Origin of the sequence: Pseudomonas sp. TH31 (assembly GCF_016650815.1) — a bacterium.
GTDB lineage: Bacteria > Pseudomonadota > Gammaproteobacteria > Pseudomonadales > Pseudomonadaceae > Aquipseudomonas.
Genome location: NZ_JAEKEZ010000029.1, coordinates 373,546 through 398,263 on the forward strand (window position 1 = coordinate 373,546; position 24,718 = coordinate 398,263).

Annotated in this window: 23 protein-coding genes; 10 read left to right on the forward strand and 13 right to left on the reverse strand. The window is 60.0% G+C overall.

What is annotated here, in order from left to right:
- Positions 1-32: 32 nt before the first annotated feature.
- The 5 genes from JFV26_RS21115 (at position 33) to JFV26_RS21135 (ending at position 6,956) form a co-directional block, all read left to right on the forward strand.
- Positions 33-3,266, forward strand: a complete 3,234-nt coding sequence (locus JFV26_RS21115; RefSeq protein WP_201195194.1) for an efflux RND transporter permease subunit — start codon at positions 33-35, stop codon at positions 3,264-3,266.
- Complete coding sequence (locus JFV26_RS21120) at positions 3,256-4,422, forward strand: efflux RND transporter periplasmic adaptor subunit (RefSeq protein WP_201195196.1); 1,167 nt, start codon at positions 3,256-3,258, stop codon at positions 4,420-4,422. The genes JFV26_RS21115 and JFV26_RS21120 overlap by 11 nt, the downstream gene beginning before the upstream one ends.
- Positions 4,406-5,818: an efflux transporter outer membrane subunit gene (locus JFV26_RS21125; RefSeq protein ID WP_201195198.1), complete on the forward strand. Its 1,413-nt coding sequence runs from the start codon at positions 4,406-4,408 to the stop codon at positions 5,816-5,818. The genes JFV26_RS21120 and JFV26_RS21125 overlap by 17 nt, the downstream gene beginning before the upstream one ends.
- A gap of 212 nt (positions 5,819-6,030) precedes the next feature.
- A complete protein-coding gene (locus tag JFV26_RS21130) occupies positions 6,031-6,501 on the forward strand; it encodes an RNA methyltransferase (protein WP_201195200.1) in 471 nt (156 codons plus the stop codon).
- Between the two features lie 77 nt (positions 6,502-6,578).
- Complete coding sequence (locus JFV26_RS21135; protein WP_201195201.1) at positions 6,579-6,956, forward strand: YgaP family membrane protein; 378 nt, start codon at positions 6,579-6,581, stop codon at positions 6,954-6,956.
- Positions 6,957-7,068: 112 nt separating this feature from the next.
- Here JFV26_RS21135 and JFV26_RS21140 read toward each other — a convergent pair whose 3' ends face one another.
- Complete coding sequence (locus JFV26_RS21140; protein WP_201195203.1) at positions 7,069-8,298, reverse strand: hypothetical protein; 1,230 nt, start codon at positions 8,296-8,298, stop codon at positions 7,069-7,071.
- Between the two features lie 150 nt (positions 8,299-8,448).
- Entirely contained in the window at positions 8,449-8,898 is a 450-nt protein-coding gene (locus JFV26_RS21145) for a YcgN family cysteine cluster protein (RefSeq protein WP_201195205.1), read from the reverse strand.
- Between the two features lie 279 nt (positions 8,899-9,177).
- On the opposite strand from JFV26_RS21145, the gene JFV26_RS21150 reads away from it, so the two are divergent.
- Complete coding sequence (locus JFV26_RS21150) at positions 9,178-9,771, forward strand: nitroreductase family protein (protein WP_201195207.1); 594 nt, start codon at positions 9,178-9,180, stop codon at positions 9,769-9,771.
- Positions 9,772-9,860: 89 nt separating this feature from the next.
- Here the strand turns inward: JFV26_RS21150 and JFV26_RS21155 are convergent, their stop codons facing one another.
- From JFV26_RS21155 to JFV26_RS21180, 6 genes are all read right to left on the reverse strand, one after another.
- Entirely contained in the window at positions 9,861-10,793 is a 933-nt protein-coding gene (locus tag JFV26_RS21155) for a D-2-hydroxyacid dehydrogenase (protein WP_201195208.1), read from the reverse strand.
- 121 nt (positions 10,794-10,914) lie between these two features.
- Positions 10,915-11,208 (reverse strand): YcgL domain-containing protein, encoded by a 294-nt coding sequence (locus JFV26_RS21160; protein WP_007898694.1) that lies wholly within the window; start codon positions 11,206-11,208, stop codon positions 10,915-10,917.
- Complete coding sequence (rnd, locus tag JFV26_RS21165; protein WP_201195209.1) at positions 11,205-12,338, reverse strand: ribonuclease D; 1,134 nt, start codon at positions 12,336-12,338, stop codon at positions 11,205-11,207. Before rnd ends, JFV26_RS21160 begins: the two co-directional genes overlap by 4 nt.
- A gap of 123 nt (positions 12,339-12,461) precedes the next feature.
- Entirely contained in the window at positions 12,462-13,124 is a 663-nt protein-coding gene (locus JFV26_RS21170; protein ID WP_201195210.1) for a class I SAM-dependent methyltransferase, read from the reverse strand.
- A 73-nt stretch (positions 13,125-13,197) separates the two neighbouring features.
- Positions 13,198-14,847: a phosphoethanolamine transferase gene (locus JFV26_RS21175; RefSeq protein WP_201195211.1), complete on the reverse strand. Its 1,650-nt coding sequence runs from the start codon at positions 14,845-14,847 to the stop codon at positions 13,198-13,200.
- A gap of 168 nt (positions 14,848-15,015) precedes the next feature.
- Positions 15,016-16,398: a glutamine synthetase family protein gene (locus JFV26_RS21180; protein ID WP_201195213.1), complete on the reverse strand. Its 1,383-nt coding sequence runs from the start codon at positions 16,396-16,398 to the stop codon at positions 15,016-15,018.
- A gap of 565 nt (positions 16,399-16,963) precedes the next feature.
- Between JFV26_RS21180 and JFV26_RS21185 the strand changes: the two genes are divergently transcribed.
- A complete protein-coding gene (locus JFV26_RS21185) occupies positions 16,964-18,151 on the forward strand; it encodes a cyanate transporter (RefSeq protein WP_201195215.1) in 1,188 nt (395 codons plus the stop codon).
- Between the two features lie 195 nt (positions 18,152-18,346).
- A complete protein-coding gene (locus tag JFV26_RS21190) occupies positions 18,347-19,258 on the forward strand; it encodes a DMT family transporter (protein WP_201195217.1) in 912 nt (303 codons plus the stop codon).
- A 114-nt stretch (positions 19,259-19,372) separates the two neighbouring features.
- Here the strand turns inward: JFV26_RS21190 and JFV26_RS34995 are convergent, their stop codons facing one another.
- The gene (locus JFV26_RS34995; protein WP_201195219.1) at positions 19,373-19,582 is read right to left on the reverse strand and encodes a thermostable hemolysin; all 210 of its coding nucleotides are present in this window, start codon (positions 19,580-19,582) and stop codon (positions 19,373-19,375) included.
- 173 nt (positions 19,583-19,755) lie between these two features.
- On the opposite strand from JFV26_RS34995, the gene JFV26_RS21200 reads away from it, so the two are divergent.
- Together JFV26_RS21200 and JFV26_RS21205 are read left to right on the forward strand one after the other, a co-directional pair.
- Positions 19,756-20,691 (forward strand): LysR family transcriptional regulator, encoded by a 936-nt coding sequence (locus JFV26_RS21200; protein WP_201195221.1) that lies wholly within the window; start codon positions 19,756-19,758, stop codon positions 20,689-20,691.
- A gap of 269 nt (positions 20,692-20,960) precedes the next feature.
- Positions 20,961-21,896, forward strand: a complete 936-nt coding sequence (locus JFV26_RS21205; protein ID WP_201195222.1) for a LysR family transcriptional regulator — start codon at positions 20,961-20,963, stop codon at positions 21,894-21,896.
- 1 nt (position 21,897) lies between these two features.
- Here the strand turns inward: JFV26_RS21205 and JFV26_RS21210 are convergent, their stop codons facing one another.
- The 4 genes from JFV26_RS21210 to JFV26_RS34500 all read right to left on the reverse strand — a co-directional run bounded on the left by JFV26_RS21210 (position 21,898) and on the right by JFV26_RS34500 (position 24,718).
- Positions 21,898-22,263: a 5-carboxymethyl-2-hydroxymuconate Delta-isomerase gene (locus JFV26_RS21210; RefSeq protein ID WP_201195224.1), complete on the reverse strand. Its 366-nt coding sequence runs from the start codon at positions 22,261-22,263 to the stop codon at positions 21,898-21,900.
- Between the two features lie 72 nt (positions 22,264-22,335).
- Entirely contained in the window at positions 22,336-23,526 is a 1,191-nt protein-coding gene (locus JFV26_RS21215) for a low temperature requirement protein A (protein ID WP_201195226.1), read from the reverse strand.
- A gap of 16 nt (positions 23,527-23,542) precedes the next feature.
- Positions 23,543-24,481 (reverse strand): LysR substrate-binding domain-containing protein, encoded by a 939-nt coding sequence (locus JFV26_RS21220; protein ID WP_201195227.1) that lies wholly within the window; start codon positions 24,479-24,481, stop codon positions 23,543-23,545.
- A 72-nt stretch (positions 24,482-24,553) separates the two neighbouring features.
- Positions 24,554-24,718 (reverse strand): hypothetical protein, encoded by a 165-nt coding sequence (locus JFV26_RS34500; protein ID WP_342215472.1) that lies wholly within the window; start codon positions 24,716-24,718, stop codon positions 24,554-24,556.

Here is a 24,718-nt window from a genome sequence, read left to right on the forward strand (position 1 = left end):
AATTGCAATTCAAGACCTCGGAGGTTTACGGCATGCTCGGGCTGGTAAAGACTGCACTGCTCAAGCCCTACACGTTTATCGTGCTGGCAATTTTCATCTGCATCATTGGGCCCATGGCGGCCCTGCGCACACCCACCGATGTGTTTCCCGACATCGGCATTCCGGTGATCGCAGTGGTCTGGCAGTACAACGGCCTCGCGCCACAAGACATGGCCGGGCGGGTGATCTACACCTATGAGCGCTCGCTGAGCACCACGGTCAACGACATCGAACACATCGAGTCGCAATCGCTTCCGGGCATGGGCATCGTCAAGATTTTCTTCCAGCCGGGTGTCGACATTCGTACCGCCAACGCCCAGGTCACGGCGGTGTCGCAGACGGTGCTTAAACAAATGCCGCCGGGCATCACGCCGCCGCTGATCCTCAACTACAGCGCCTCGACCGTGCCGATTCTGCAGATGGCGTTCTCCAGCCCGACGCTGTCGGAAGCGAAGATCCGCGACCTGGTGCAGAACAACATCCGCCTGCCGTTGACCTCGGTACCGGGCCTGGCGATTCCTACGCCAATGGGCGGCAAGCAACGCCAGATCACCCTCGACCTCGACCCGCAAGCGCTGGCCGCCAAAGGCCTGTCGGCCCAGGACGTCGGCAATGCGCTGGCGGCGCAGAACCAGATCATCCCGGTGGGCACCGCCAAACTCGGCCCCAACGAATACACGGTGCTGTTGAACAACAGCCCAAAAGCCATCGACGAGCTCAACGACCTGCCGATCAAGACCGTCGACGGCGCTTTGATTACCATCGGCCAGGTCGCCCACGTGCGTGATGGCTCGCCGCCGCAGACCAACATCGTGCGAGTCGACGGTCGCCGCGCGGTACTGATGCCGGCGCTGAAGAACGGCAATATCTCCACGCTGTCGATCATCGATGGCATTCGCCAGATGCTGCCGCGCATCAATGAAACCTTGCCGCCGTCGCTCAAGACTTCCTTACTCGGCGACGCTTCGGTGTTCGTCAAACAGTCGGTCGGCAGTGTGGCCAGGGAAGGCATCATCGCCGCGTTGTTGACCAGTGCGATGATCCTGCTGTTTCTAGGCAGCTGGCGTTCAACGCTGATCATCGCCGCCTCGATTCCGCTGGCCGTGTTGTCGGCCATCGCCCTGCTCGCCGCCAGCGGCCAGACCCTGAACGTCATGACCCTCGGCGGGCTGGCATTGGCGGTGGGGATTCTGGTGGACGATGCCACGGTGACCATCGAGAACATTAACTGGCACCTGGAACAAGGCAAAGCGGTGAACACCGCGATCCTCGACGGCGCGAAACAGATCGTCGGCCCGGCCTTCGTCTCGCTGCTGTGCATCTGCATCGTGTTCGTGCCGATGTTCCTGCTGCAGGGCATCGCCGGTTACCTGTTCCGGCCGATGGCGCTGGCGGTGATCTTCGCCATGGCCAGTTCCTTCATCCTGTCGCGGACACTGGTGCCGACCCTGGCGATGTTTCTGCTCAAGCCTCACGTGCCGGAACAAGGTCCGGGGCATCACCCGGAAGATGAGTTCATCAACCATCACGAGGGCGAACAGCACCGCAAGCTGCACCATCCGCTGCTGCAACGGGTACTGAATTTCCAGCAGGGTTTCGAGCGGCATTTCTCCAACCTGCGGGACCGCTACTTCGGCCTGCTGGAACTGGCACTGGAATACCGCAAGCGCTTCCTGCTGGGTTTCCTTGCCTGTGTGCTGGCCTCGTTTGCGCTGCTGCCGAGCCTCGGCCAGGACTTCTTCCCGGCCACCGACGCCGGCGCATTGTCGCTGCATGTGCGCTTGCCACTGGGCACGCGTATCGAAGAAAGCGCTGCCGCGTTCGATCGCATCGAAGCACGGATCCGCGAGATCATTCCGGCCAGGCAACTGGACACCATCGTCGACAATATCGGCATCCCGCTGAGCGGCATCGACATGGCTTACAGCAACAGCGGCACCATCGGCCCGCAGGACGGTGACATACAAGTCAGTCTCAAGGCCGATCACAGTCCTACTGCCGATTACGTGAAACGCCTGCGTGAAGTGTTGCCCGAGAGTTTCCCCGGCAGCCACTTTGCGTTTTTGCCGGCAGACATCAGCAGCCAGATCCTCAACTTCGGCGCCCCGGCACCGCTGGACGTGAAAATCTCCGGGCCCAACGGCGATGCGAACCGCGCCTATGCCGTGGAACTGGAACGACGGCTGCAACATGTAGCCGGGATTGCCGACCTGCGAATCCAGCAGTCCACCGGTTATCCGTCGCTGCAGGTCAACGTTGATCGGCTGCGGGCCAATGGCCTGGGTATCACCGAGCGTGACGTGACCAACAGCATGGTCGCGTCCCTGGCCGGCAGCTCGCAGACCGCCCCGACCTTCTGGCTCAACCCGGCCAACGGTGTGTCTTACGGGGTGGTCGCGGCCACCCCGCAATATCGCCTCGACAGCCTGCCGTCGCTGGAAGCGTTGCCGGTCACCGGTAGCGACGGGCAATCGCAGATCCTTGGCGGTCTGGCGAGCATTTCCCGAGTCCAGAGCCCGGCGGTGGTCAGCCACTACAACATCATGCCGACCCTGGATTTGTACGCCAACGTACAGGGCCGTGACCTCGGCGGCGTGGCCAAGGACATCCAGAAAGTCCTCGATGACACCGCTTCGATGCGGCCCAAAGGCGCGGTGATCAGCCTGCACGGGCAGATCGATGCGCTGCACGAAGCCTTCAGCGGTTTGAGCTTCGGCCTGCTCGGCGCGGTGGTGCTGATCTACTTGCTGATCGTGGTCAACTTCCAGTCCTGGGTCGATCCGTTCGTGATCATCACCGCCCTCCCCGCCGCGCTCGCCGGGATTGTCTGGATGCTGTTTCTCAGTGGCACCTCACTGTCGGTGCCGGCGCTGACCGGGGCCATCCTCTGCATGGGCGTGGCCACGGCCAACTCGATTCTGGTGGTGAGTTTCTGTCGTGAACGCCTCGCGGAACACGGTGATGCCCTCAAGGCGGCGCTCGAAGGCGGCTACACACGTTTCCGCCCGGTGTGCATGACCGCCCTGGCGATGATCATTGGCATGCTGCCGCTGGCCCTGTCCGAAGAACAGAACGCACCGTTGGGCCGTGCTGTGATCGGCGGCCTGATCCTCGCCACCACCGCCACCCTGCTGTTCGTCCCGGTGGTGTTCAGCCTGGTCCACGGACGCCAATCTCGCGTTATCGCGCAAGAAAATATTGATGGAGAAAGCTCTCATGTCGCCTGATCAAAAACCGTCGCGCAAACGCCTGATGTGGGTGGGGGTCGGCGGCCTGACCCTGGCTGCGTTGCTGGTGGCCAACGGTCTGGCCGCCCGTACTCGCCATGAAAAAGCCGTGGCTGCCTGGACTGAAACCGCCGCCATGCCATTGGTCAGTGTGTTCCAGCCGCAACAGAACGTGCACGGCGACAGCCTGCGCTTACCGGCGCACCTGGAGGCGTGGAGCAAGGCGCCGATCCATGCGCGGGTCAGCGGCTACCTCAAGGACTGGAAAACCGACATCGGCACTCAAGTGAAGGCCGGACAGATCCTCGGGGAAATCGACAGTCCGGACCTTGATCAACAAGTCGCGCAAACCCACGCCCGACTGATCCAGGAACAGGCCAATGCGCGCCTCGCCGAGACCACCGCGACCCGTTGGCAGAACCTGCTGGCGACGCATTCGGTGTCGCGTCAGGAAGCCGATGAAAAACGCTCCAACGCTGCCGCCGCCAAAGCCAACGCCCAGGCGGCGGCCGCCGATTACGCGCGGCTCTCGGCGCTGGAAGACTACAAGACCATCCGTGCGCCGTTCGCCGGGACCATCACCGCGCGCAACACCGACATCGGCCAGTTGATCAAGGCTGACAACGACAGCGATCCCGAACTGTTCGACATCGCCGACACTCATCAACTGCGCCTGTACGTGCCGGTGCCGCAGAATTACGCCAGCGTGATCCGCCCCGGCATGCAGGCCGAACTGATCGTGCCGGAACACCCTGGCCAGCATTTCACTGCGCGGTTGATTGGCGACTCCACGGCCGTCGACCGACGCTCCGGGACCTTGCTCGCGCAGTTTGTCGCCGATAACCCGGACGGCGCCTTGTTGCCCGGCGACTATGCCGAGGCGACGTTGCAGATTCCGGCCGACACCCATGGCGTGAGTATTCCCGCCAGTTCGTTGATCTTCCGCGCCCAGGGCACTCAGGTCGCGGTGCTTGACCCGGATAACCACGTGCACTTGCGCGATATTCATATCGGTCTGGATCTGGGCGAGCGCCTGGTCATCGATCAAGGCTTGAAGCCTGCGGACCGGGTAGTCGACAATCCGCCGGATGCCCTGCGTGAAGGCGATGTCGTGCAACTGGCCGACGCCGGAGGTGCCCATGCGCCCAAGGCTTGAGCTGCTGGTGATGGCGCTGGCCCTGCAAGGTTGTTCCATGGCACCGGTGTACAAGGCGCCAGCCATCGACTTGCCTGCGCAGTATCGCGAGCAGACCAGCGATGGTCCGTGGCATCTGGCGACCCCGGACAAACAATTGTCGACGCAATGGTGGACGCTGTATCAGGACTCACGCCTGAACGACCTGCAACAGCAATTGCTCAAGGCCAACCCGGACCTGGCGGCGGCCCTCGCGCACTTTGATGCGGCGCAGGCCTATGCCGGTCAATTGCATGCCGGGCTATTCCCGCAGATCACCGCCAGCGCGCAGCCGTTGCGTCAGCGTCAGTCTGACGACAAGCCATTGCGCGGCAGCGATCAGCCTTCGGTGTACAACAGCAACACCGCCGGTTTTGCGCTGAACTTCGACCTTGATCTGTGGGGCAGGATTCGCAATCAGGTGGCCGCAGGAGATGCCCAGGCCCAAGCCTCTGCGGACGATTTGGCGGCGGCCCGGTTGAGCCTGCAACAGCAATTGGCAACGCTGTACATCCAGCTTGACGGCCTGGATGCCCAGCAAACGATTCTCGCCAGCTCTCTAGATGATTACACCCAGGCACTGCAACTGACCCGCGACCGCTATGAAGGCGCCATCGCCTCGGAACTGGACCTGACCCGCGCGCAAAGCCAACTGGCCGAGGCGCGGGCGCAACTGGACGATGTGCGGGCGCAGCGCGATCTGGCTGAACATGCGATCGGGGAACTGGTTGGCCAACCGGCCAGTGTTTTCCAACTGAGTGCGAGCAACCAGTCGCTCGGTTTGCCGTCGGTCCCCGGCGCATTGCCCAGCACCCTGCTGCAACGCCGCCCGGACATCTCGGCCGCCGAACGTCGGGTGTTTGCTGCCAACGCCAACATCGGCGTCGCCCGCGCCGCGTGGTACCCGGACTTCAGCCTGACCGGCCTGCTCGGCGGGCAAACCGCCGGCAGCGGCAATCTGCTGGCCGCCGGCAATCGCTATTGGGCGCTGGGGCCGTTGGTCAATCTGCCGATCTTCGACGGCGGGCGCCTCGACGCCAACGAACGCCAGGCCAAGGCCGAATTCGAAGAAGCCGCCGCCCATTACCGCAGCCAGGTGCTGCGGGCGGTGCGCGAAGTTGAAGACAACCTTGCGCAACTGCGCGATCTGCAACGGGAGGCTGAGGATGAACAGGCGGCCGTCAATGCGGCGCAACAGACTCAGGCGCTGGCGATGAACAGCTATGAAGCCGGGGCGGTGAATTATCTGGATGTGGTGACCGCGCAAACCTCGGCGCTTCAGGCCCAGCGGCGGCTGCAGACGTTGCAGACCCGGCAGTTGCAGGCGAGTGTCGGGTTGGTCGTGGCGCTGGGTGGGGGTTGGAATAGCGGGAGCTGAGCGCGACATTGATGGTGGCAGTCCCGGCCCCATCGCGGGCAAGCCTTGCTCCTACGGGACTTGTGTCGAGCGTGGCATTTGTGAACGACACAAATCCTGTAGGAGCAAGGCTTGCCCGCGATGGCGGTTGCGCAGGCACCGCCAATCCCGAAACTGACCACTCCCGCCCAATCCCCGTATAATCGCGCTTTTTCCCCGAAGGCACCCCGCTCGTGGCAGATAAACGGTACAGCTGCATTGGTTTGTATAACCCCAAGTCGCCGGAGAACGTCGGTTCGGTGATGCGCGCCGCTGGCTGTTATGGCGCGGCGTCGGTGTTCTACACCGGCAAGCGCTATGAACGCGCCGCCGACTTCGTCACCGACACCAAGCGTGTGCACTACGACATTCCGCTGATCGGCATCGATGACCTGAAAAAGATCCTGCCGCTGGGCTGCACGCCGGTTGCCGTGGAACTGGTGGAAGGCGCCCGTTCGCTGCCGGAATACACCCACCCGGACCGTGCCCTCTACATTTTCGGCCCGGAAGACGGCTCACTGGATCAAGACATCCGCGACTGGTGCGAAGACGTGATCTACATCCCGACCACCGGCTGCATGAACCTCGCGGCCACAGTCAACGTCGTGCTCTACGACCGCATGGCCAAGGGCCTGAACACGCGCTCCGGTCCGAAATTCCGCTGATTCACCGCACATTCGATGGAACAAGCGGCCCGCCCCGGCAGTCAGCTTAACTATCCATTACTGCCTGGAGACAGATCATGAGCGAACTCAAACGTGTAGAGCGCATTCAATCCACGCCATTCCAGACTTACCCTGACCAGAACGTCGAGGGCTGGGAACGCATCGGTTCCCTGGCCGGCGGCGTGGTAATGGTCGGCAAGGGCCTGCGTCGTGGCGGCGTGTTCGGTTTGATTCAAGTGGCGATTGGCGGCGTGGCGCTGGCCCGTGGCATCACCGGGCACAGTTCGGTGAAAAGCCTGCTGGAGAAAAGCCGGCAGGACATGAACCACGTGCGGGCGAAGATTCAGCGGGCGGGGGAAGAGTTGAGCCAGTTGAAGGCGAATGCCGAGGCGGCGACCAACACCGCGACCGTGACCGGGAATGATTCGTTGAAGTCGCCGAAAGCTGGGGGTTGATTCCGCCAAACCGGTCAAGCTTAAGAGCAAAAGATCGCAGCCTTCGGCAGCTCCTACGCAGGGTTTTGTATATACCTGTAGGAGCCGCCGAAGGCTGCGATCTTTTGATTTTTTATTGCAACAACCCGGTATCAAGGACCTTGGAAGACTCACCGATCACGCTTTCGCTGAGCTGAACAAACGCCTTGGTATCCACACTCCCCAAATGCATCGCCCCACGCAACACATCGTCGAGCGAGCGTTTATTGCGGGTCTTCAAACGAATCTCGCGATCCAGTTCCCCCAGCAACACCACCGTTTTTGAAACCTGCGCCGGGCTGATCCGCTCGCCGCGCAAGGTCGTGACCTGCTGGCTGTCCCTGGCCAACTTCTTCTGCAAGCTCTCGTACCGTTCATCACTCATGCCGCCGGCACGGCGCAGCAGTTCGATGGCGTAGAACTCGGCAAACCCCGCATTGATCCAGTCGCTGCGCTCACGGTCATTGATCCGCCCGAACACTTGGACCAGCTCCCGCACCAGCGCACTGCTGCCGCTTTCGCTGACCAGCGGCATATGGCTGTTGAGGTAGATCGATTCCCGCGCCGCCAGACTGCCACGCCACATCGGGTCATTGGCGCCGACGATCAGCAACTTGCTCGGGTGACGCGGGAACACCGCTTGGACTTGCGGCCAGACAACGGTCAGCAGTGTCAGCACATCCATGCGATGCATGCCCTGCCCCAGCGGCGAAGCGACGGTGACCTCGGTTTCGCCCAGGCGCGTGCGGCGGCTGCCGAGGTGGCCGGCGAGCATCCAGCCCGTCGGCCGGTCGAACAGCCGGGAAGCATTGTTGACCCGGAATTTATTCTTGCCGATACGCGGCCAGGCAGTTTCGACGCTTTTCCAACCAGTGGGTAATTCGAACTCAAGGCGTGACACCAGCTCGGTGCCGTCCTGTTGATCGAGCTTGGCCGCCGGCACCAGAGCGTCGCCGCGCAGCAACGCCCAGTTTGGCGTCATGCGCGTGTCGAAACTGCCGTTCTTGCGTCCATGGCTGATGCGAACGCGGTAGGTCAGGCTGGCCTTGTCGGCGGCCGGGCGCCAGACGCCACGGGCCGCTTTGCCCGGCGTGAGCTGCCATTGGCCGTCGGCCGTGAAATCGCTGTAGTCGCTGCCGTCGCCCAGGTCAAAGTCCAGGCTGCGCACCGCCGAGCCCTTTGCCAGGGTCAGGCGCACTTCGGCCTGATCGCTTTGCGGCAACAGACGCACGTGGTAATCCAGATCGACCTTTTTCGCCGCCCACACCGACGAACTCAGGACCAACGCCCCAACGGCCAACGCCAGCCGCAATCGCACAGCCATACACACTCCTTGTGGCGAGCTTGCTCGCACCGGGCGGCATAACAGCCCGAATTCTAGTAATCACTGGCAATTTTGTGAGTGCTACGCACTCAAGCGGGACGGTGCGGCGATCCGACAAGGTCCCTCGCCACCGGTAAATAGCATCAGGCGTTAACCCGCGCGAAAAATCAGATGGTCTTCCCAATCGTCTTCGGCCACGCTGCCTTCGGCAAGCATGCGCCCGGACTGGGAAATACGTTCGTGGTGCACCGCATCGCGGTCGCCGCATACCAGGTGATGCCACAGCGGCAGGTCCTTGCCCTCGCTGACCAGTCGATAACCGCAGGTCGGCGGCAGCCACCGGAACTCTTCAGCCTTGCCCGGCGTGAGCTGAATGCAGTCCGGCACGAAGTCCCGACGGTTCGGGTAGTCGGTGCACTGACAGGTTTTCAGGTCCAGCAGTTTGCAGGCGATGCGCGTGTAGTAGACGCTGTTGTCGTCTTCATCTTCGAGCTTTTGCAGGCAGCACAGGCCACAGCCGTCGCACAGCGATTCCCATTCCTCTGGATCGAGTTGATCGAGGGTTTTGCGTATCCAGAACGGTTCGACTTTGGCGGCCATGGCTCGAGCATCAACATCAGGTGGTGAAAAGGCCGCCAGTCTAGTACCACAGGCCTCGCGGGCCAAGCGCCGGCGACTGTCGGTAGAACTTCACTTGTCAGTTTTTGCGCCGCCGAGTAGCTTTGCCAGTCGCAACGAGCCAAACCTGAAGGCCATTAACGCGCAACCGCGTTGCATTCCGGTGAACTGTCACGGCTCAAGAAAACCTTATCGCTCAGCTCAACTGCGGCCGCTGGTTTTTATTCGACTCCCTGTCCAAACGTAGTAAGGAATCTCTGAATGAGTGCCAACCCACGCGTTGCCGATTATGCCATTCACCCACAGTTCACCGATCGTTGGTCGCCACGGGCCTTTACCGGCGAAAGCATCCCGGAAGAAACCCTGCTGAGCTTCTTCGAAGCCGCGCGCTGGGCGCCGTCGGCCTACAACTCGCAGCCTTGGCGGTTTCTCTACGCGCGCCGCGACACGCCGAACTGGGAGCGTTTCCTGGGCCTGCTGAACGAGTTCAACCGCGGCTGGGCGCAACACGCCTCGGCGCTGGTGATCGTGATCTCGAAAACCACCTTCGCGGCGCCCGGTGCCACCGAAGAAACCCCGGCGTTGTGGCACACCTTCGACACCGGTTCGGCCTGGGGCCACCTGGCGCTGCAAGCGAGCATCAGCGGCTGGCATACCCACGGCATGGCCGGTTTCGACCAGGAGCTGACCCGCAAAGAGCTGAACATCCCCGAGGGCTATGCGCTGCACGCGGCGGTGGCAGTGGGCAAGCTGGGCGATAAAGCGACGCTGGCGGAGTACCTGCAATCGCGCGAAGAACCCAGCCCGCGTCGTCCGTTGAGCGAACTGGCGGCTGAAGGCGACTTTACCCTCTAAAAGCAAAGATCGCAGCCTCCGGCAGCTCCTACAAGGTTATGTGTACACCTGTAGGAGCTGCCGAAGGCTGCGATCTTTTTGGTCGCGTCTCAATACCCGCGATTGAAATCCACTTCGCCGCGCAATGCTTCGCCCGCCTCATACGCCCGCAGGTTTTCGACAAACAGGTTCACCATCATTGATGGTGAGGTCGGTGCCGAGCTGTGGCCGGTCAGCAACAGGCCCCAGGCGGTCCAGAACGGATGCCGTTGTGGCAACGGTTCCTGACGACAGACGTCGATCACCGCGCCCGCCAGATGCCCTTCTTTCAAGGCTTCGACCAGGTCAGCATCGACCACTGCCACGCCGCGCCCGACGTTGATGAACACCCCGGTCGGCTTGAATTGCTTGAACAGCGCCGCGTCGTACAGGTCGTGGGTGTTCGGCGTGTTGGGCAACAGATTGATCACGTAATCCACTTCGCCGACCAGCCGCGGCAAGTCGCTCAGCGCGCCCACTTCGACAAACGGTGCCTGCTCGCGAGCCTCGCTGGCGATGCCATACAACTCGACGCCAAACGGCACGAGGAATTTCGCCACGGTCTGGCCGATGTCGCCGGTGCCGACGATCAACACCTTGCGCCCCGCCAGGCTTTGGCCCAGGCGATTGTCCCACTTGCGCTCGACCTGGCTGACCAGTCGCGCCAGCACTTCGCGTTCGTGGCCGAGCATGTAAGTCAGGACGTATTCGGCCATGACCTGGCCGAAAATCCCCACTGCCCGGGTCAGGCGATAGTGGCGTGGCAAGCCGTCGGCCAGCAGCGGCGTGATGCCGGCCCAGGTCGATTGCAGCCATTGTGGCTGGTGGCCCTGACGCAGCAGGGTCGCCAGCAAGTCCGGCTGGCCGAGCCAGATCGGGCAATCGGCCGCTTGGCGCGCCAGTTCGGCGGAGTCGCCGCTGGTCAGCACTTCCAGTTCAGGCACGGCTTGACGCAACAGTTGGGCGTACACAGGGTGATCGTGTTCAGCAATCAGAACGCGCATGGTTCAAACCTTTCAAAAACAGGGCAGACAGCCGCGGACGGAGTATCGCTCCATCGGTCGCGGCCATCGTCAAAATTGTTCCAGTTTTTCACACAGGCTCTGAACAGAGCCTGTCTGCCAATCACATCGGGTCGTTGCGGCGCAGCAATTCTTCGGGCAAGTGTTCGATGTACTCGTCCTCGGCCGGTGGCATTTGCAGGTGGTAGCCCTGCTTCTCAAGGTTTTCCAGGACCACGGTGATGTCCTCGCGCGACAGTTTGCGCTCGGGGGTCAGCACCAGGTCGAAGGCGTGATGCGGCTTGCCGAACGCCGCCATCAGCGATTCCGGGACGCGCTCCAGTGCATCGCTTTTGAGCACGTAGAGGTACATCTCGTTTTTCTTCAGGCTTCGATAAATGGAGCAAATACGTTTCAAGGCTGTTCTCCGGCGGTGGCCAGGCTGTCGAGCAGCGCCTGGCCCATCAATTCGCGACGCCAGCCACGCAGCGAATCAGGCAATTGGTAAGGACCGTTGGGGTAGCCGCTCTTGAGCAAGGCTTCCAGGGTTTTCTTGCGTAGCATCAACTCTGGCGCAATGTTCAAGCGCTCGGCTTCGGCCTGGCCGATGGCACGCAGTTGCTTGACCAGCGCGGCGGCGTCTACCGGCAATGGTTCCGGCACGGCGGGTGGCCATTGATCTGGCGACACACTGCCAGAGCGCTTGATCAGATCAAGCAGAAATTCGCCGTCCTGACGCACGGTACGCGGGTGCATGTCTTCGATTTTTGCCAACGCTGCGAGGTTGTCCGGTTGAGTCCGCGCCAGCGGCCACAAGGAGTGCTCACGGACGATGCGGTTACGCGGCAGATCGCGAGCGCGGGCTTCGTGCTCACGCCAGGCGCAGAGTTCACGCAACACCACCAGTTGGGCGCGTGACAGCTTCCAGGCCAGCTTGGCTTCGCGGTAGACCTCGTACGGGTCGACCTCGCGGCGCAGGTTGGCCACCAGTTCGGCGCCATCCTCCAGCACAAAGCTGTATTTGTCTTCAGGCAACTTCGGTTGCAGGCGTACGAATACTTCCGCCAGGTGCAGGGCATCTTCGGCGGCGTAGCTGATCTGGGTATCGGACAGCGGACGTTGCAGCCAGTCGGAGCGGGTCTCGCCCTTCGGCAGGTCGATGCCGAGTACTTCCTGGACCAGCCGCGAGTAACCCATGGAGAAACCCAGGTTCAGGTAGGCGGCAGCCAATTGGGTGTCGAACAGCGGCGCCGGCAGGCTGCCGGTCAGGCGTAACAGGACTTCGAGGTCTTCGCTGCACGCGTGAACGACTTTCACCACAGCCGGGTTTTCCAACAACGCGGCCAAAGGTTGCCAGTTGTCGATGGTCAGCGGGTCAATCAGGTAAGCGCGCACGCCATCACCGATCTGCAGCAGCCCGGCAATCGGATAAAAGGTGTCGACCCGCATGAATTCGGTGTCGAGGGCAACGAATGGCAGCTGCTGCCACTCGGCGCAAAACTGACCGAGGCTATCGTTGTCGCGAATCCAGTGAATATCGATGGCCACACGGCTCTCCCTTGAAGAATGGCGCGCAGTATATATCGCCCCCGGCGATTTCCGCGCATGCACTGAACAAGAGCTTTAGCGAAAATGCCTGCCGGAAGGCAAGAAATGTCTGACGAAGGGAGACTAACCGGTCTTACGCAGCACGTAGACCCGCATCCGCGAGCAACCGGGAAAGAAGTCCTGGTGACTGAGCAGGCTGAAACCTGCTTGCCTGAACTCGGCTTCAACCTCGGCCTTGTTCACCAGAGTTTGTGCCTGAGTGCCTTCGGCGGCAGCGGGCTGGCGCCCGAGGCGGCTTTCAAGCTGAACCGCGACAATCACCGTGTCACGACTGACGCGGTGGAACTCGCCGAGCATGGCCAACCGATGCTCGGGACGAGAAAGATGCTGGAACAGTTGCATGCAAATAATGCAATCCACAGCGTTCACCGACAAACCGATGGTGAACGCCGAACTCTGAAAGGTCTTGATCCGCTTGAGCAACGGCTGCGGGTGATGGGTACGGGCATGATCAAGCATGTCCTGGGACGGGTCTGACGCCAGGATCACCCGATTCCCATGTTCAGCCAGTACCGGCCAAAAACGCCCGGCCCCGCAGGCCACATCGAGGATCAGACCCGGCTCGCCGGCAGCCTTGAGCGCGTTGCGCACCAACTGCTTTTCGCGCCGAAACGCCAGGCGGCCCGCCATGCCACGCGGTTGCGGCTGCAAACAGACGCGAGCGTGTTCCTGGTCGTAGCGCCGGGCGAACTCAAGCTCGATGGCAGATGGGGGCAACGAAGACATGTGCAGGGGCTCTTGTTGGAAGATCTACCGGTCGCAGGTTAGCGCTCGGCCCGTGAAAAATAAGTCGAAGCACTCACTTTTTAGCCAGCACGCCGTCGACCACAGGCCCCCGGCAGCCGGCGAACATGTCCAGACTCGGGTCGTAGACCTTACTGTCGACTTCCAGCAGGCCGAGCATCGAATGGAACAGGTTGTCCTGGCTCAAGGGTTTGTCGCGACGTTGTTGCAGGCAATGGGCGTCCACCGAAAACGACTGTTGATAACTGTCGGAAAACCACGCCAGCATCGCCACATGCTTCTGTTGCTCCGGCGCCATCATGTAAGGCGTGCCATGGAGGAACAGGTTGTACTCGCCCAGGGACTCTCCGTGGTCGGACAGGTAGAGCATCGCGGTATCCACTTTGTCCTGGTTGCTGCGCAACAGATCGATCAGGGTCGACAGCACGTGGTCGGTATACACCAGGGTGTTGTCGTAACCATTGACGATACTGTCGCGGCTGCAATTGTTCAGCGCATTGCTTTCACACACCGGTGTGAAGTGTTCGTATTCTTTGGGGTAGCGCTTGAAGTATTCCGGGCCGTGGCTGCCCATCTGGTGCAGGACCAGCACGGTGTCTTTGTCGAGGGTATCGATGAAGTGCTGCAAACCTTGCAGGAGAATTTCATCGCGGCACTCGCTGCTGGAACACAACACCGGGTCTTTCAGATTGCTGACATCGTCGATCGTGACCCGATCGCACGTGCCTTTGCAGCCCGATTGATTGTCGCGCCAGATCACGTCCAGACCGGCCCGCTTAAGCACGTCCAGCAAACCTTCTTGGTTCTTTGCCTTGCTGGCGTTGTAATCCTTGCGGCCCATGTTGGAGAACATGCAAGGCACCGATACCGCTGTTTCCGTGCCGCAGGAATGCACGTCGGTGAAGGCGATCAGGCCAGCCTCTTTACTCAGCTTGGGCGTGGTGTCGCGGTTGTAGCCGAGGATGCCGAAGTTCTCGGCCCGGGCACTTTCGCCGACCACCAGCACCGTCAGGGATTTGCGCTCATGGGACTGCCAGGCCTGGTCTTTACGGGCGTCTTCGCCAATTTTGACAAAGGGTTGTTGCGAGGACACCACCTGCTCACGCAGATAACCGACCGAGGCACCGATGTAGTTGCTCGGCACCACCATCAAATGCAATTCATGGTGATTGCGAAACAGGGACGACAGGCCTTGATAATTCACCAGCGCCACGCCACCGATCGCCGCAACAGAGGCGACACTCACCAAGGCTTTACTGAGTAGCTCACGGTGCCAGGCGCGATAATTGACCGGTGTTTTCCATAATAACCACGAAGGCAAAACACCGAGCAGAACAATATAGACAAATAACTTTATCGACAGTAAGTCGCGCACTTCCGTGGCATTGGTTTCGGCAAAGTTGCGAAACATGCCGGCATCGATCAGCACGCCGTATTGACTCATGAAGTAAGCCACCCCGGCACTGACCATGAAGATCAAGGTCAGCAGCGGTTTTAATACGGGGCGGAACGCCAGCACGGTCAGGACGATGTTGAAGGCGCCGAACACCATGATGCCAAATGCCACGCGCATGGCGATGCCTTTAGCGTCGGATGCGGTGATTTCGAAGAGGTGTTGCCACAAGACCAGATTGAACCCGGCCAGTAAAAAGGCACTGGCAATCAGTGTCACCCACTCAGGGCGCACGGTTTTTAATTTCAACATGCAGGTCGATTGTTCCTGAAAAGAAGTGTCGCCGGTAATTGTGAAAATTTCATTTTCCGCGACAACGCAAACTTTAATCAGCCGACCATCAATTTTTCGTGAAAAAGAAGCCAACGAATAGTTGGCTTCAGGTATTAGCGCAAATCTTTCAAATTATTTGCAAAATGCTCAGGCCTGATTCAGGTACCAGCGCCAGTCCTGCTCCCCGACCTCCCCCATGAACTGGCGATACTCGGCGCGTTTCACCGCCAGGTACACCCCCAAAAACTCGGTGCCGAACGCATCCCGCGCCCAACTCGAGCCTTCCAGCGCCCGTAACGTGGTCAACCAGTCGGTGGGCAGCAATTCGGTGGCCTGGGCATAACCGTTGCCTTCCACCGGAGCACCGGGGTCGAGTTGCTCGCGAATGCCACGGTGAATACCGGCCAGGATCGCTGCCGCCGCCAGGTACGGGTTGGCATCGGCGCCGCAGATGCGATGTTCGATATGCCGGGAGAACGCCGGCCCGCCAGGTACCCGCAGGCTCACAGTGCGGTTATCCACACCCCAGGTGGCGGCCAGTGGCGCATAGCTGTTGGTCTGGAAACGGCGATAGGAGTTGGCGTTCGGGCAGAACAACAGCAGCGAATCGAGCAAGGTACTGAGCATTCCGCCCACTGCGTGCCTGAGCAACGGTGTGCCGTCGGGCGCTGCACTGGCGAACAGGTTGTTGCCGTCCTTGTCGGCCAGGCTGACGTGCATGTGCATCCCGGTGCCGGCCAGGTCATCGAAGGGTTTGGCCATGAAGCAAGCGGCCATCCCGTGTTTGTGGGCCACGCCTTTGACCAGCCGCTTGTAACGCACCGCTTCATCCATCGCCTGCAAGGCGTCGGTGCGATGTTCGAGGGTGATTTCGACCTGGCCCGGCGCATATTCGGAAATCGCCGTGCGCGCCGGAATGCCCTGGAGTTTGCAGGCGCTATAGAGGTCGGCCAGGAACGGCTCGATCTGCTCCAGTTCGCGTAAACCATAGACCTGGGTGGCCCGTGGTCGCCCGCCATCAACGTCCCGCGCCGGTTGCGGCCGACCGTTGCTGTCGCGCTGTTGATCCAGCAGATAAAACTCCAGCTCCGCCGCCATCACCGGGTAATAGCCGTCCGCCTGCAAGCCCTCGATGACCTTCGCCAGCAAGTGCCGTGGGTCGGCAATGGTCGCCGGCAGCCCTTCCTTGGGGTGCATGCTGACCTGAACCGCCGCCATCGGAATCAGCCGCCACGGCATACGCTGCAAACTGCCGCTGACCGGGTAGGCGCGGCAGTCAATATCGCCGACATCCCACACCAGCCCGGAGTTTTCCACGTCATCGCCATTGATGGTCAGGCCCAAAATGGTGCTGGGCAGTGGCCGGCCGCTTTCGTACACCGCCAACAGTTCATCACGATGCAGCAACTTGCCGCGTGGCACGCCGTTGTTGTCGAGGATGAACAACTCGAACATCTCGATATCCGGGTTCTGCTCCAGAAAGGTCAGGGCTTCTTGCTTCGTGGCGAAGGCGGTCGTGGCGCTACTCATGGGAATTCTCGTTTTTCCGTGTCAGGCAAACGCGCAGGCGCTGCCGATTTGATCCCGATGCATCGCCCGGGACCTGTAGGAATACTCAACAGGAAACGCAGGAGTCCGGTGGGCGCGCATGACGGCAATGCCACAGCGCCCAGAAGGCCAGTTCGGATGGGAGTGCACAGAGGTTTGGCGCGGTGGCAGGCAGGAACCGACGACCGAGGCCGGACGCACAAGCGCCGCTGGATGCCTGGTAGTGCAGTACGACTGGCCAACCGTCCATAGAGAAAACCGCAGAAAACAGATGTGCAGCAGCGTCACACGGGTGGATGGGTGGTTAAATCGCGATTTGAAGAACCTTGGTTGTGGCTTGGCTAAACATTGCCTGTGACGCAAAAAGATCGCAGCCTTCGACAGCTCCTACGGGTGTAAGCCGAGCCAATGTAGGAGCTGCCGAAGGCTGCGATCTTTTCGGCTTCACATCGGCTTATTTAATTTCTAGATATCACCCCGGACTTTCTAGTTTGCCGCTGCCCTACCCCTCGCGCCTAATCGAGTCCTAGCTCTTTAAGGTCCGCCCATGGAAAACGTTCGCGCCACTACCCGCCCCGCCTTTTGGTTAATAGCCAGCATCATTCTGGTCGCATTGAACCTGCGTCCGTCCATGGCCGCTGTCGGCCCCTTGTTGTCGGCGATTCGCGGGGATATCCCGCTGAGTTTCAGTACCGCGTCGCTGCTGACCATGCTGCCGGTCATGGCGATGGGCCTGGCCATGTTCCTCGGCATGCGTGTCGCCCAACGCTTCGGCGAACACCGCACCATCGTCGTGTCGTTGCTGATCATCGGCGTGGCCACGGTTTCGCGGCTGTACCTCGACAGCACCCTTGAACTGATCCTCAGCGCGGTGCTGGCCGGGGTCGGGATCGCCCTTATCCAAGCGGTGATGCCGGCGCTGATCAAGTCGCGCTTCAGCGACAACGTCTCGCTGTTCATGGGTTTGTACGTCACCTCGATCATGGGCGGCGCAGCCATTGCGGCTTCGTTCTCGCCTTTCGTCCTGGCGCAGACCGGCAGTTGGCGCATGGGCCTGGCAATCTGGGCGTTGCTGGCACTGCTGGCCCTGGGCTTCTGGTTCGCCCAGCGTTCGGCCATCCCGAAACTGCCGACGGCACCCACCGGTCGCCAGGAGTCCTTCGTCGGAAATTCACGGGCCTGGTTGCTGGCGATTTTCTTCGGCTTGGGCACGGCGTCCTACACCTGCGTCCTGGCCTGGCTCGCGCCGTATTACGTGGAAAAAGGTTGGAGCGAACAGAACGCTGGCCTGCTGCTGGGGTTTCTGACGGCCATGGAAGTGATCTCCGGGTTGATCACCCCCGCGATTGCCAACCACAGCCAGGATAAACGTCTGGTGCTGGTGGCGCTGCTGGCGCTGATCATGGCGGGGTTCTGCGGCCTGATCCTCAGCCCGCAACACTTCAGCCTGCTCTGGCCATGCCTGCTGGGCCTGGGCATTGGCGGTCTGTTCCCGATGAGCCTGATCGTGTCCCTTGATCACCTCGACAACCCGCGCCGTGCAGGCGGGCTGACCGCTTTTGTCCAAGGCATCGGCTACCTGATCGCCGGGCTTTCGCCGCTGATTGCCGGGATGATTCGCGACCAATTGGGCAGCTTCGAATGGGCCTGGTGGTCACTCACGGCAGTGATGGCGGTGATGATCGTGATGGTGCTGCGTTTCAACCCGAAACGTTACGCGCAGCATATCCAATAGTCGTCGACGGTCCTTTCAAGGCCCACCTATGGGCTGATCAGCCGACCTTGGAAGGACCGCTTCACGCAACAGCGGCTCTCGCTTTCGCCACAACGCCTGCAAGTATTGGCGGCCGTGTATTTAAAAAACTCGCCAGAGCCTTCAGGCCGGCTTACCGATCATGGCGTCGTGCATTCAGACGCAAGGGAAGAACTCATGAAACAAGTCGGTTTTGCAGCAGCCCATTGGGGGATGCTGATTTGGGCGATGCTGATCGCCGCGTCTTTTTTTGCCGCGGCGCAGGTCGGCCAATCGATCGATCCGATCCTGCTGACCGGGCTGCGCCTGTTGTTTTCAGCCTTGATGTTCTTGCCGCTGCTGTTGTTGAAAAGCACCTCACCCATTTCGGCCAAAGGCTTGCTGGCCCATGCGGTACTCGGGTTGTTGCTGGCGACGTATTTTGGTTCGCTATTTGAAGCGCTGCGCTACACCTCGGCGGTCAACACCGCGACGCTGTACACACTGGTGCCGTTGATGACGTTGTTCTTCGAGGTATTCCTGCTGCCGAGCCCAACCCTGAAGACGCGCGTGTTGCCGATGTTGATGGCGGCGACGGGGGCGGTGCTGCTGATTCTCAAGGGGTCGGCCCCCGGCGAACTGCCCTCGCCCTACCCGGTGCTGGTATTCGGCGCCGGCTGCCTGGCGATGGCGCTCTATTCGCCATTGAGCCAGCGCTTCAAGGCCACGACCTTGAAGGGCCGTGACCCGGTGGCGATGACTTTCTGGAACATGCTGTTCGGTGCCGTGTTTTTGCTGGTGTTCTGTTTGTCCAGCGGCGGTTGGCGCAGTGCTGCGCTGCTGTCGGTGCGCGATATGTTGTGGCTGGTGTACCTGGCGGTGTTCGGCACCCTCGCCACCTTCTGGCTATTGCATCGGGCAATCGGGGTGATTTCACCGTCGACGGTGATTTCCTATGTTTACCTGAACACGCTGTTTGTCACGCTGTTCCACTGGTTCTGGCTGCGGCAGCAACCGACGCTGATGGAGCTCGGCGGTGCACTGCTGGTGGGGGTCGGGATGCTTGCACTAGTGATGAGCAGCCGTAACGTAAAAACCGTTACGGCTTGAAACGGTGGGAGCGAGCCTGCTCGCAATGAGGCCGTGTCAGTCGACATCATTGTTGAATGACACTCCGCTATCGCGAGCAGGCTCGCTCCCACAATTGATCGTTTCTATCGGTTGCTACAGGTAGTGTTCAGAGAATAATGTGCGGTGGTCCGCAATCGTTATACCGGCACAAGAAAGAATACGTTCCTCACTGTCTAGAGTGAGCGCAAAATACTGCGGGCTCGGCTCTACGGAGGCGTTATAAGAGCGGCGAAACTTCTCCTTCACAACTTCAGTCGCCTGGACCCACAACGGTGTCTGACTCTCCGTGACACGCACCAACACTTTGACCTCCCTGTCCCTGTTCAGGACTCATTTTAAAGTGAGCGAGAATATATTGAGGAAACATTCGACAGACCATTTAAAAAACCAATTGCTTCCGCTAATATATAAATAAATAACCCTGTCACAAACACTACGGACAGTGACGCACATGGATTTTCACCGAGACGGATTTTATGCTTAATAGCAATTTGCTCAGAAAACTGGATATGCAGGATTTGATGGTGTTCGTGGCGGTGTACGAGCAAAGCAGCGTCACTGAGGTCTCCGAAACCCTATGTGTCAGTCAGTCCACCGTGAGTTACTGCTTGAAAAAGCTGCGCACGAGCTTCGATGACGAGCTATTCATCAATACCCGCAATGGCATGTGGCCAACCAACAAAGCCATCACCATGTACGGTCATGTTCTTAAAATCCTTAAAAGCATAAACATATGCCATTCCGGACTGCACGCATTCGACCCGACGCAAAAAGAGATCACTTTTAATATTTGCGCACCCGAATACTTTGAACTGCTGATTCTTCCAAATTTATTAAAGCGCTTTATCGGCAGTAGCTTCCCGGTCATTGTAAACATCCAGAAATTCCATAGAGATATTCCTACCGAAGAACTTATCGACGGCCGTTTTGACCTGGTTATTTGTTTTGGGCCAAACTTTCATCGCAGTTCTAAAAATTTGAAATCACAAATACTGCTGGAAGATGACCTGGTGTGCGTCGTCGATAAAAACTTCGCACCACCAGAGGACGAGTTCAGCCTGGATAGCTTTGTCGCACGCCAGCATATCTTCCCGACCCCCTGGACCTCAGATACCAACATGGTGGATGGCTGGCTCAGCAAATGGGCCTACAGCCGGCAAATTGTCGCACGGGCCAACAGTTACATGGCGGCACTCAATATGATTACCGGAACCGATTTCGTGCTCACCCTGCCTCGGCGCATCCAGATGCTGCTCGGCAACGAAGAAAAATACAGCCATTGCAAACCACCGAGCGGTTTACCCAACTTTACCCTGGACATGTTGTGGAACGAGAAACCGGGGCATGACAGCGCCAATAGCTGGTTTCGCGAACAGATTGTCAGCGTTTGCGCGCAGGACGGTTTGTTGTAACAGGAATTATTAAGATACAACTTAAAATGAACTTTCGACCTGGTCCAAATGCCCGACCGCTCCACTGCGGCACTTGGTGACTGGATAATCAGCGCTCCCCGGCTCGACGCTGATCTTTTTCAAGCAGCAGGTCGTGTTACCTACACGATGTGTCCCACATCTGACACCGAAGTTTCCTACAGGGCATTCTCTTGGCACCATCGTTCCGTTAGGATCGTTCGCACACGTTTGCGCACAGTCAGCGCAAGGAGCACAGCGAGACAGTACGGATGCTGAACAGTAACTTGCTTAGAAAGCTCGACATGCAGGACCTCATGGTGTTTATCGCTGTGTATGAGCAAAGCAGCGTCACCGGTGTGTCTGAGGCACTCTTCGTCAGTCAGTCCACCGTGAGTTACTGCCTGAAAAAACTGCGCACCAGTTTCGAAGACGAGTTGTTCATCAACACTCGCACCGGAATGCGCCCCACCCACAAGGCCGGCATCATGTACCCCCATGTGCTGAAGATCCTTGAATCCATCAACCTGTGTCATGCCAGCGCCCAGACCTTCGACCCGACGGCACAGCCGGTCACCTTCAACATCTGCGCACCGGAATACTTCGAGCAGTTGATCCTGCCGCGCCTGTTGAAGCGCTTCGATTTCGCGGACCTGCCGGTGATGGTCAACCTGCACAAGTTCGAAACCGATATCCCGGCCGACGATTTGCGTGACGGCAGCCTCGACCTGGTGATCTGTTTCGGCCCGAACTGTCATCGCAGCCACAACGACTTCAAATCCCTGAGGCTGCTCGAAGACGATCTGGTCTGCGTCTTCGACAAACGCGCGACACCACTGGAACCGCGTTTAAGTTTGCAAGCCTTCACCGCACGCCGGCATGTGTTCCCGACACCCTGGTCCTCCACCACCGACATCGTCGATGGCTGGCTGGCGCGACAGGCGCAAAAGCGTCAGATCGTCACCCGTTCCAATAGCTACAGCGCGGCACTGAAAATGATCACCGGCACTGATTTCATCCTGACCGTGCCCCGGCGCATCCAGCGTTTGCTGGCCAGCGGAGCGGTGTTCAATCATCGCGAAGCCCCTAACGGCTTACCGGGTTTCACCCTCGATATGCAGTGGAGTCAAAGCGTCGATCAGAACAGCGCCAACACGTGGCTGCGAGAGCAAGTAGTCCAGGCCTGCGCCGAGCAGCAAGCCGCCTGACTCAGTGGCCAATGGCCGTCTTGGTGTAGGACTCGCGATCGATATCGAGGATTTCCACGCACAACTGGACCTCGATATCCGTCGGCCATTCACACAACTCCTGCACCACGGCTAACAGGCTTTCGGACAGTTGCTTCTTGATCTGCGGCGAGCGTCCGCTCAGCAACGCCAGCTTCACATGCACGAACGCACGCTCGCCCAGGCTGGTGCCGACTTTAAAGGTCTCGACCTTGACGGCGCGGCTCTTGATATCGAACTCCGCCGCAAACTGACCGGAACCCACCAACGTATTGTTGAGCCGGATGAGCGCCATGTCGGCGTTCAACTCGGGCAGGTTGGCGGTGTATTCCATGTGCAGATGAGGCATGACGGTGCTCCTGGGAGTTGGCAGAAAGGGCCTACATATAACACAGAGCCGTCCTACTTCCAGAAGCGGCTTTTAATGTTCCGGTGCGGCCAGGGATTCACGCAGCGCGAGGGTTTCCCAAGCCGCCACCAACATCACCACCGCCGTGGTCAACGCGCCCAGCACCAACGCCGAAAACAGATGATTCAACGCCAGCGGCAGCAGCACGAGCAACAACCCCAGGCCGACCAAATGGGACAACGGCGGCAATAGCCGATCGGCCATGACCCATTTGAACAGGGCGTTACCCAGTAAAAACAAGCACGGCCCGGCAATGATCGCGAGGATGCCGGCGTCACTGGCGTGATCCGGATGCACCAGTACCAGCTCATCAGCCACTGCACTGACGATGACCCCGGCGACAATCAAGACATGCAGGTAGGTGTAGGCAATCCGCGCTTGCCGGCCGGGGTCGGTGGAATGAACGATGCGATGGTGGGCACGCTCGGCGCCGCTGTCGAAATACACCCACCACATGGCAATGCTGCCGAGCACGGCCACCACAAACGCCGTCACGCCTTGCAGGCTCGGCTCCAGTTCGGCAAAGGTCGCGCCGGTCACCAGCAGCGATTCGCCCAGGGCGATGATCACGAACAGCCCGCAGCGCTCGGCCATGTGATTGCCTTCCACATTCCAGTCCTGCAGCGTTGAACGCCCGAGCCCCGGCACCCAGAAATACAGGGACGGCGAGACCAGTTCGATCAACAGCGCCAGCGCCCAACAGGCCAGACGCTGATCACCTTGCACAAACGCGCCAGCGATCCAGAACACCCCGGACAGCACCAGCCAGGCGAGGATGCGCTGAAAGTTGCGGGTCATGTTCAGCGGTTCGCCGCGTACCGCCCAGATCGCAAACAGCGTGCGCCCCACCTGCATGAATACGAACGCTGCGGCAAACATCAGCCCGTGATCGGTGAAGGCTTTGGGAATCGATGACGAGAGCAGCAAACCGGCGATCATCAGGCCAAACAGCCCGAGGCGGATCGGCAGTTTTTCCGGGTCGAGCCAGTTGGTGATCCACGAGGTGAAGATCCACACCCACCACACCGCCACCATCAACAACGCAACCTGCACCGCACCGCTAATAGACAGATGCGCCAGCAGGGAATGCGAGAGCTGGGTCACCGCAAACACGAACACCAAATCGAAAAACAACTCGACCATGCCGACCTTGCCACTGTCGTGGGTACCACGCCCACGCAACAACGAACGGGATTGGCTCATCGGATTGCCTCCGCTCTCAGTGAGAACTCGCACTTTGCATATTGACCAGACCGCGCTCGCTCATGAACGCTTCCAGGCGCGAGCGCAACCAGCGTTCGGCGGGGTCGGTGTCGACATGGCTGAGCCAGACCATGGACAAGTCCAGGGTCGGGGTCTTGAACGGAAACGGTTCATTGAACAAATGGCCCGAGGCGGCCATGGCAATTGCGGTGTAGTCCGGCAGGCTGGCAATCAGATCGGTCCCGGCCAACAGGGCCGGCAAGGCACTGTATTGCGGCACGGACAGCACGACATGCCGCTTGCGGCCTATCTCCGCCAGCCACTCATCGGCAAAGCCAGCCACGTTGGCCGTGTGAGAAACCAGCACATGAGGGCGTGAGCAATACTCATCGAGGGTCAGCGGCGTGTCGGATGCATCGGCGCGCAAGACGCTGGGCTGGATGTGCCGCAGCAATTTGCGCTTAGCGTTGGCCGGTAACCCGCGAGTCTGGCTGATGCCGACGGTGATATCGCCAGAGGCCAACAGGTCGGGAATCCGCCAGTAATCGACATGCTGAACCACGAACACCACTTTCGGCGCTTCCTGGCGCAAGGCACGCAGCAGCGGCGGCAACAAGCCGAACTCGACATCGTCCGACAGCCCGATACGAAAGGTCATGGTGCTGCTGGCAGGGTCGAAATCGTGGGTCAGGCTCAAGGCCACCGACAGCGAATCCAGCGCCGGCGACAGGTGCAGAATGATTTCTTCGGCACGGGCTGTCGGCTCCATGCGATGGCCGACGCGAATGAACAGTGGATCGTTGAACATCGTGCGCAAGCGGTTGAGCGCGGAGCTGATGGTCGGCTGGCCGAGAAACAGCTTCTCCGCCACCCGCGTCACGTTGCGTTCAAGCATCAATGTCTCGAACACCACCATCAGGTTAATGTCGGCCTTGCGTAGTTCGTTGCGATTCATCCATTGCCCCCGGGCCCCAAGACTTGGGCCAGTGTAGAAAGGCGCGGCAGGTGCGTCTACGTGCACAAACGATCAATTCACCGTCAAGGCTTTCAAGCCCCATGCAAGCTTACGTCCGTCCTGACCGACTCCAGAATCCAATGGACTGATCGCGTCCGCAAACTGGAATTGCAATCGCAGCATCCCTTGCTTCGAGACACTTTGTTGCATTGCTGCCGTGAGGTTCACGTCGATCAC

Excerpts from the sequence above, each read along its gene's own strand:
- JFV26_RS21115 (WP_201195194.1), top strand. The coding sequence starts at position 33 with ATGCTCGGGCTGGTAAAGACTGCACTGCTCAAGCCCTACACGTTTATC.
- JFV26_RS21120 (WP_201195196.1), top strand. The coding sequence starts at position 3,256 with ATGTCGCCTGATCAAAAACCGTCGCGCAAACGCCTGATGTGGGTGGGG.
- JFV26_RS21125 (WP_201195198.1), top strand. The coding sequence starts at position 4,406 with ATGCGCCCAAGGCTTGAGCTGCTGGTGATGGCGCTGGCCCTGCAAGGT.
- JFV26_RS21135 (WP_201195201.1), top strand. The coding sequence starts at position 6,579 with ATGAGCGAACTCAAACGTGTAGAGCGCATTCAATCCACGCCATTCCAG.
- JFV26_RS21140 (WP_201195203.1), bottom strand. The coding sequence starts at position 8,298 with ATGGCTGTGCGATTGCGGCTGGCGTTGGCCGTTGGGGCGTTGGTCCTG.
- JFV26_RS21145 (WP_201195205.1), bottom strand. The coding sequence starts at position 8,898 with ATGGCCGCCAAAGTCGAACCGTTCTGGATACGCAAAACCCTCGATCAA.
- JFV26_RS21150 (WP_201195207.1), top strand. The coding sequence starts at position 9,178 with ATGAGTGCCAACCCACGCGTTGCCGATTATGCCATTCACCCACAGTTC.
- JFV26_RS21155 (WP_201195208.1), bottom strand. The coding sequence starts at position 10,793 with ATGCGCGTTCTGATTGCTGAACACGATCACCCTGTGTACGCCCAACTG.
- JFV26_RS21170 (WP_201195210.1), bottom strand. The coding sequence starts at position 13,124 with ATGTCTTCGTTGCCCCCATCTGCCATCGAGCTTGAGTTCGCCCGGCGC.
- JFV26_RS21175 (WP_201195211.1), bottom strand. The coding sequence starts at position 14,847 with ATGTTGAAATTAAAAACCGTGCGCCCTGAGTGGGTGACACTGATTGCC.
- JFV26_RS21180 (WP_201195213.1), bottom strand. The coding sequence starts at position 16,398 with ATGAGTAGCGCCACGACCGCCTTCGCCACGAAGCAAGAAGCCCTGACC.
- JFV26_RS21185 (WP_201195215.1), top strand. The coding sequence starts at position 16,964 with ATGGAAAACGTTCGCGCCACTACCCGCCCCGCCTTTTGGTTAATAGCC.
- JFV26_RS21190 (WP_201195217.1), top strand. The coding sequence starts at position 18,347 with ATGAAACAAGTCGGTTTTGCAGCAGCCCATTGGGGGATGCTGATTTGG.
- JFV26_RS21200 (WP_201195221.1), top strand. The coding sequence starts at position 19,756 with ATGCTTAATAGCAATTTGCTCAGAAAACTGGATATGCAGGATTTGATG.
- JFV26_RS21205 (WP_201195222.1), top strand. The coding sequence starts at position 20,961 with ATGCTGAACAGTAACTTGCTTAGAAAGCTCGACATGCAGGACCTCATG.
- JFV26_RS21210 (WP_201195224.1), bottom strand. The coding sequence starts at position 22,263 with ATGCCTCATCTGCACATGGAATACACCGCCAACCTGCCCGAGTTGAAC.
- JFV26_RS21215 (WP_201195226.1), bottom strand. The coding sequence starts at position 23,526 with ATGAGCCAATCCCGTTCGTTGTTGCGTGGGCGTGGTACCCACGACAGT.
- JFV26_RS21220 (WP_201195227.1), bottom strand. The coding sequence starts at position 24,481 with ATGAATCGCAACGAACTACGCAAGGCCGACATTAACCTGATGGTGGTG.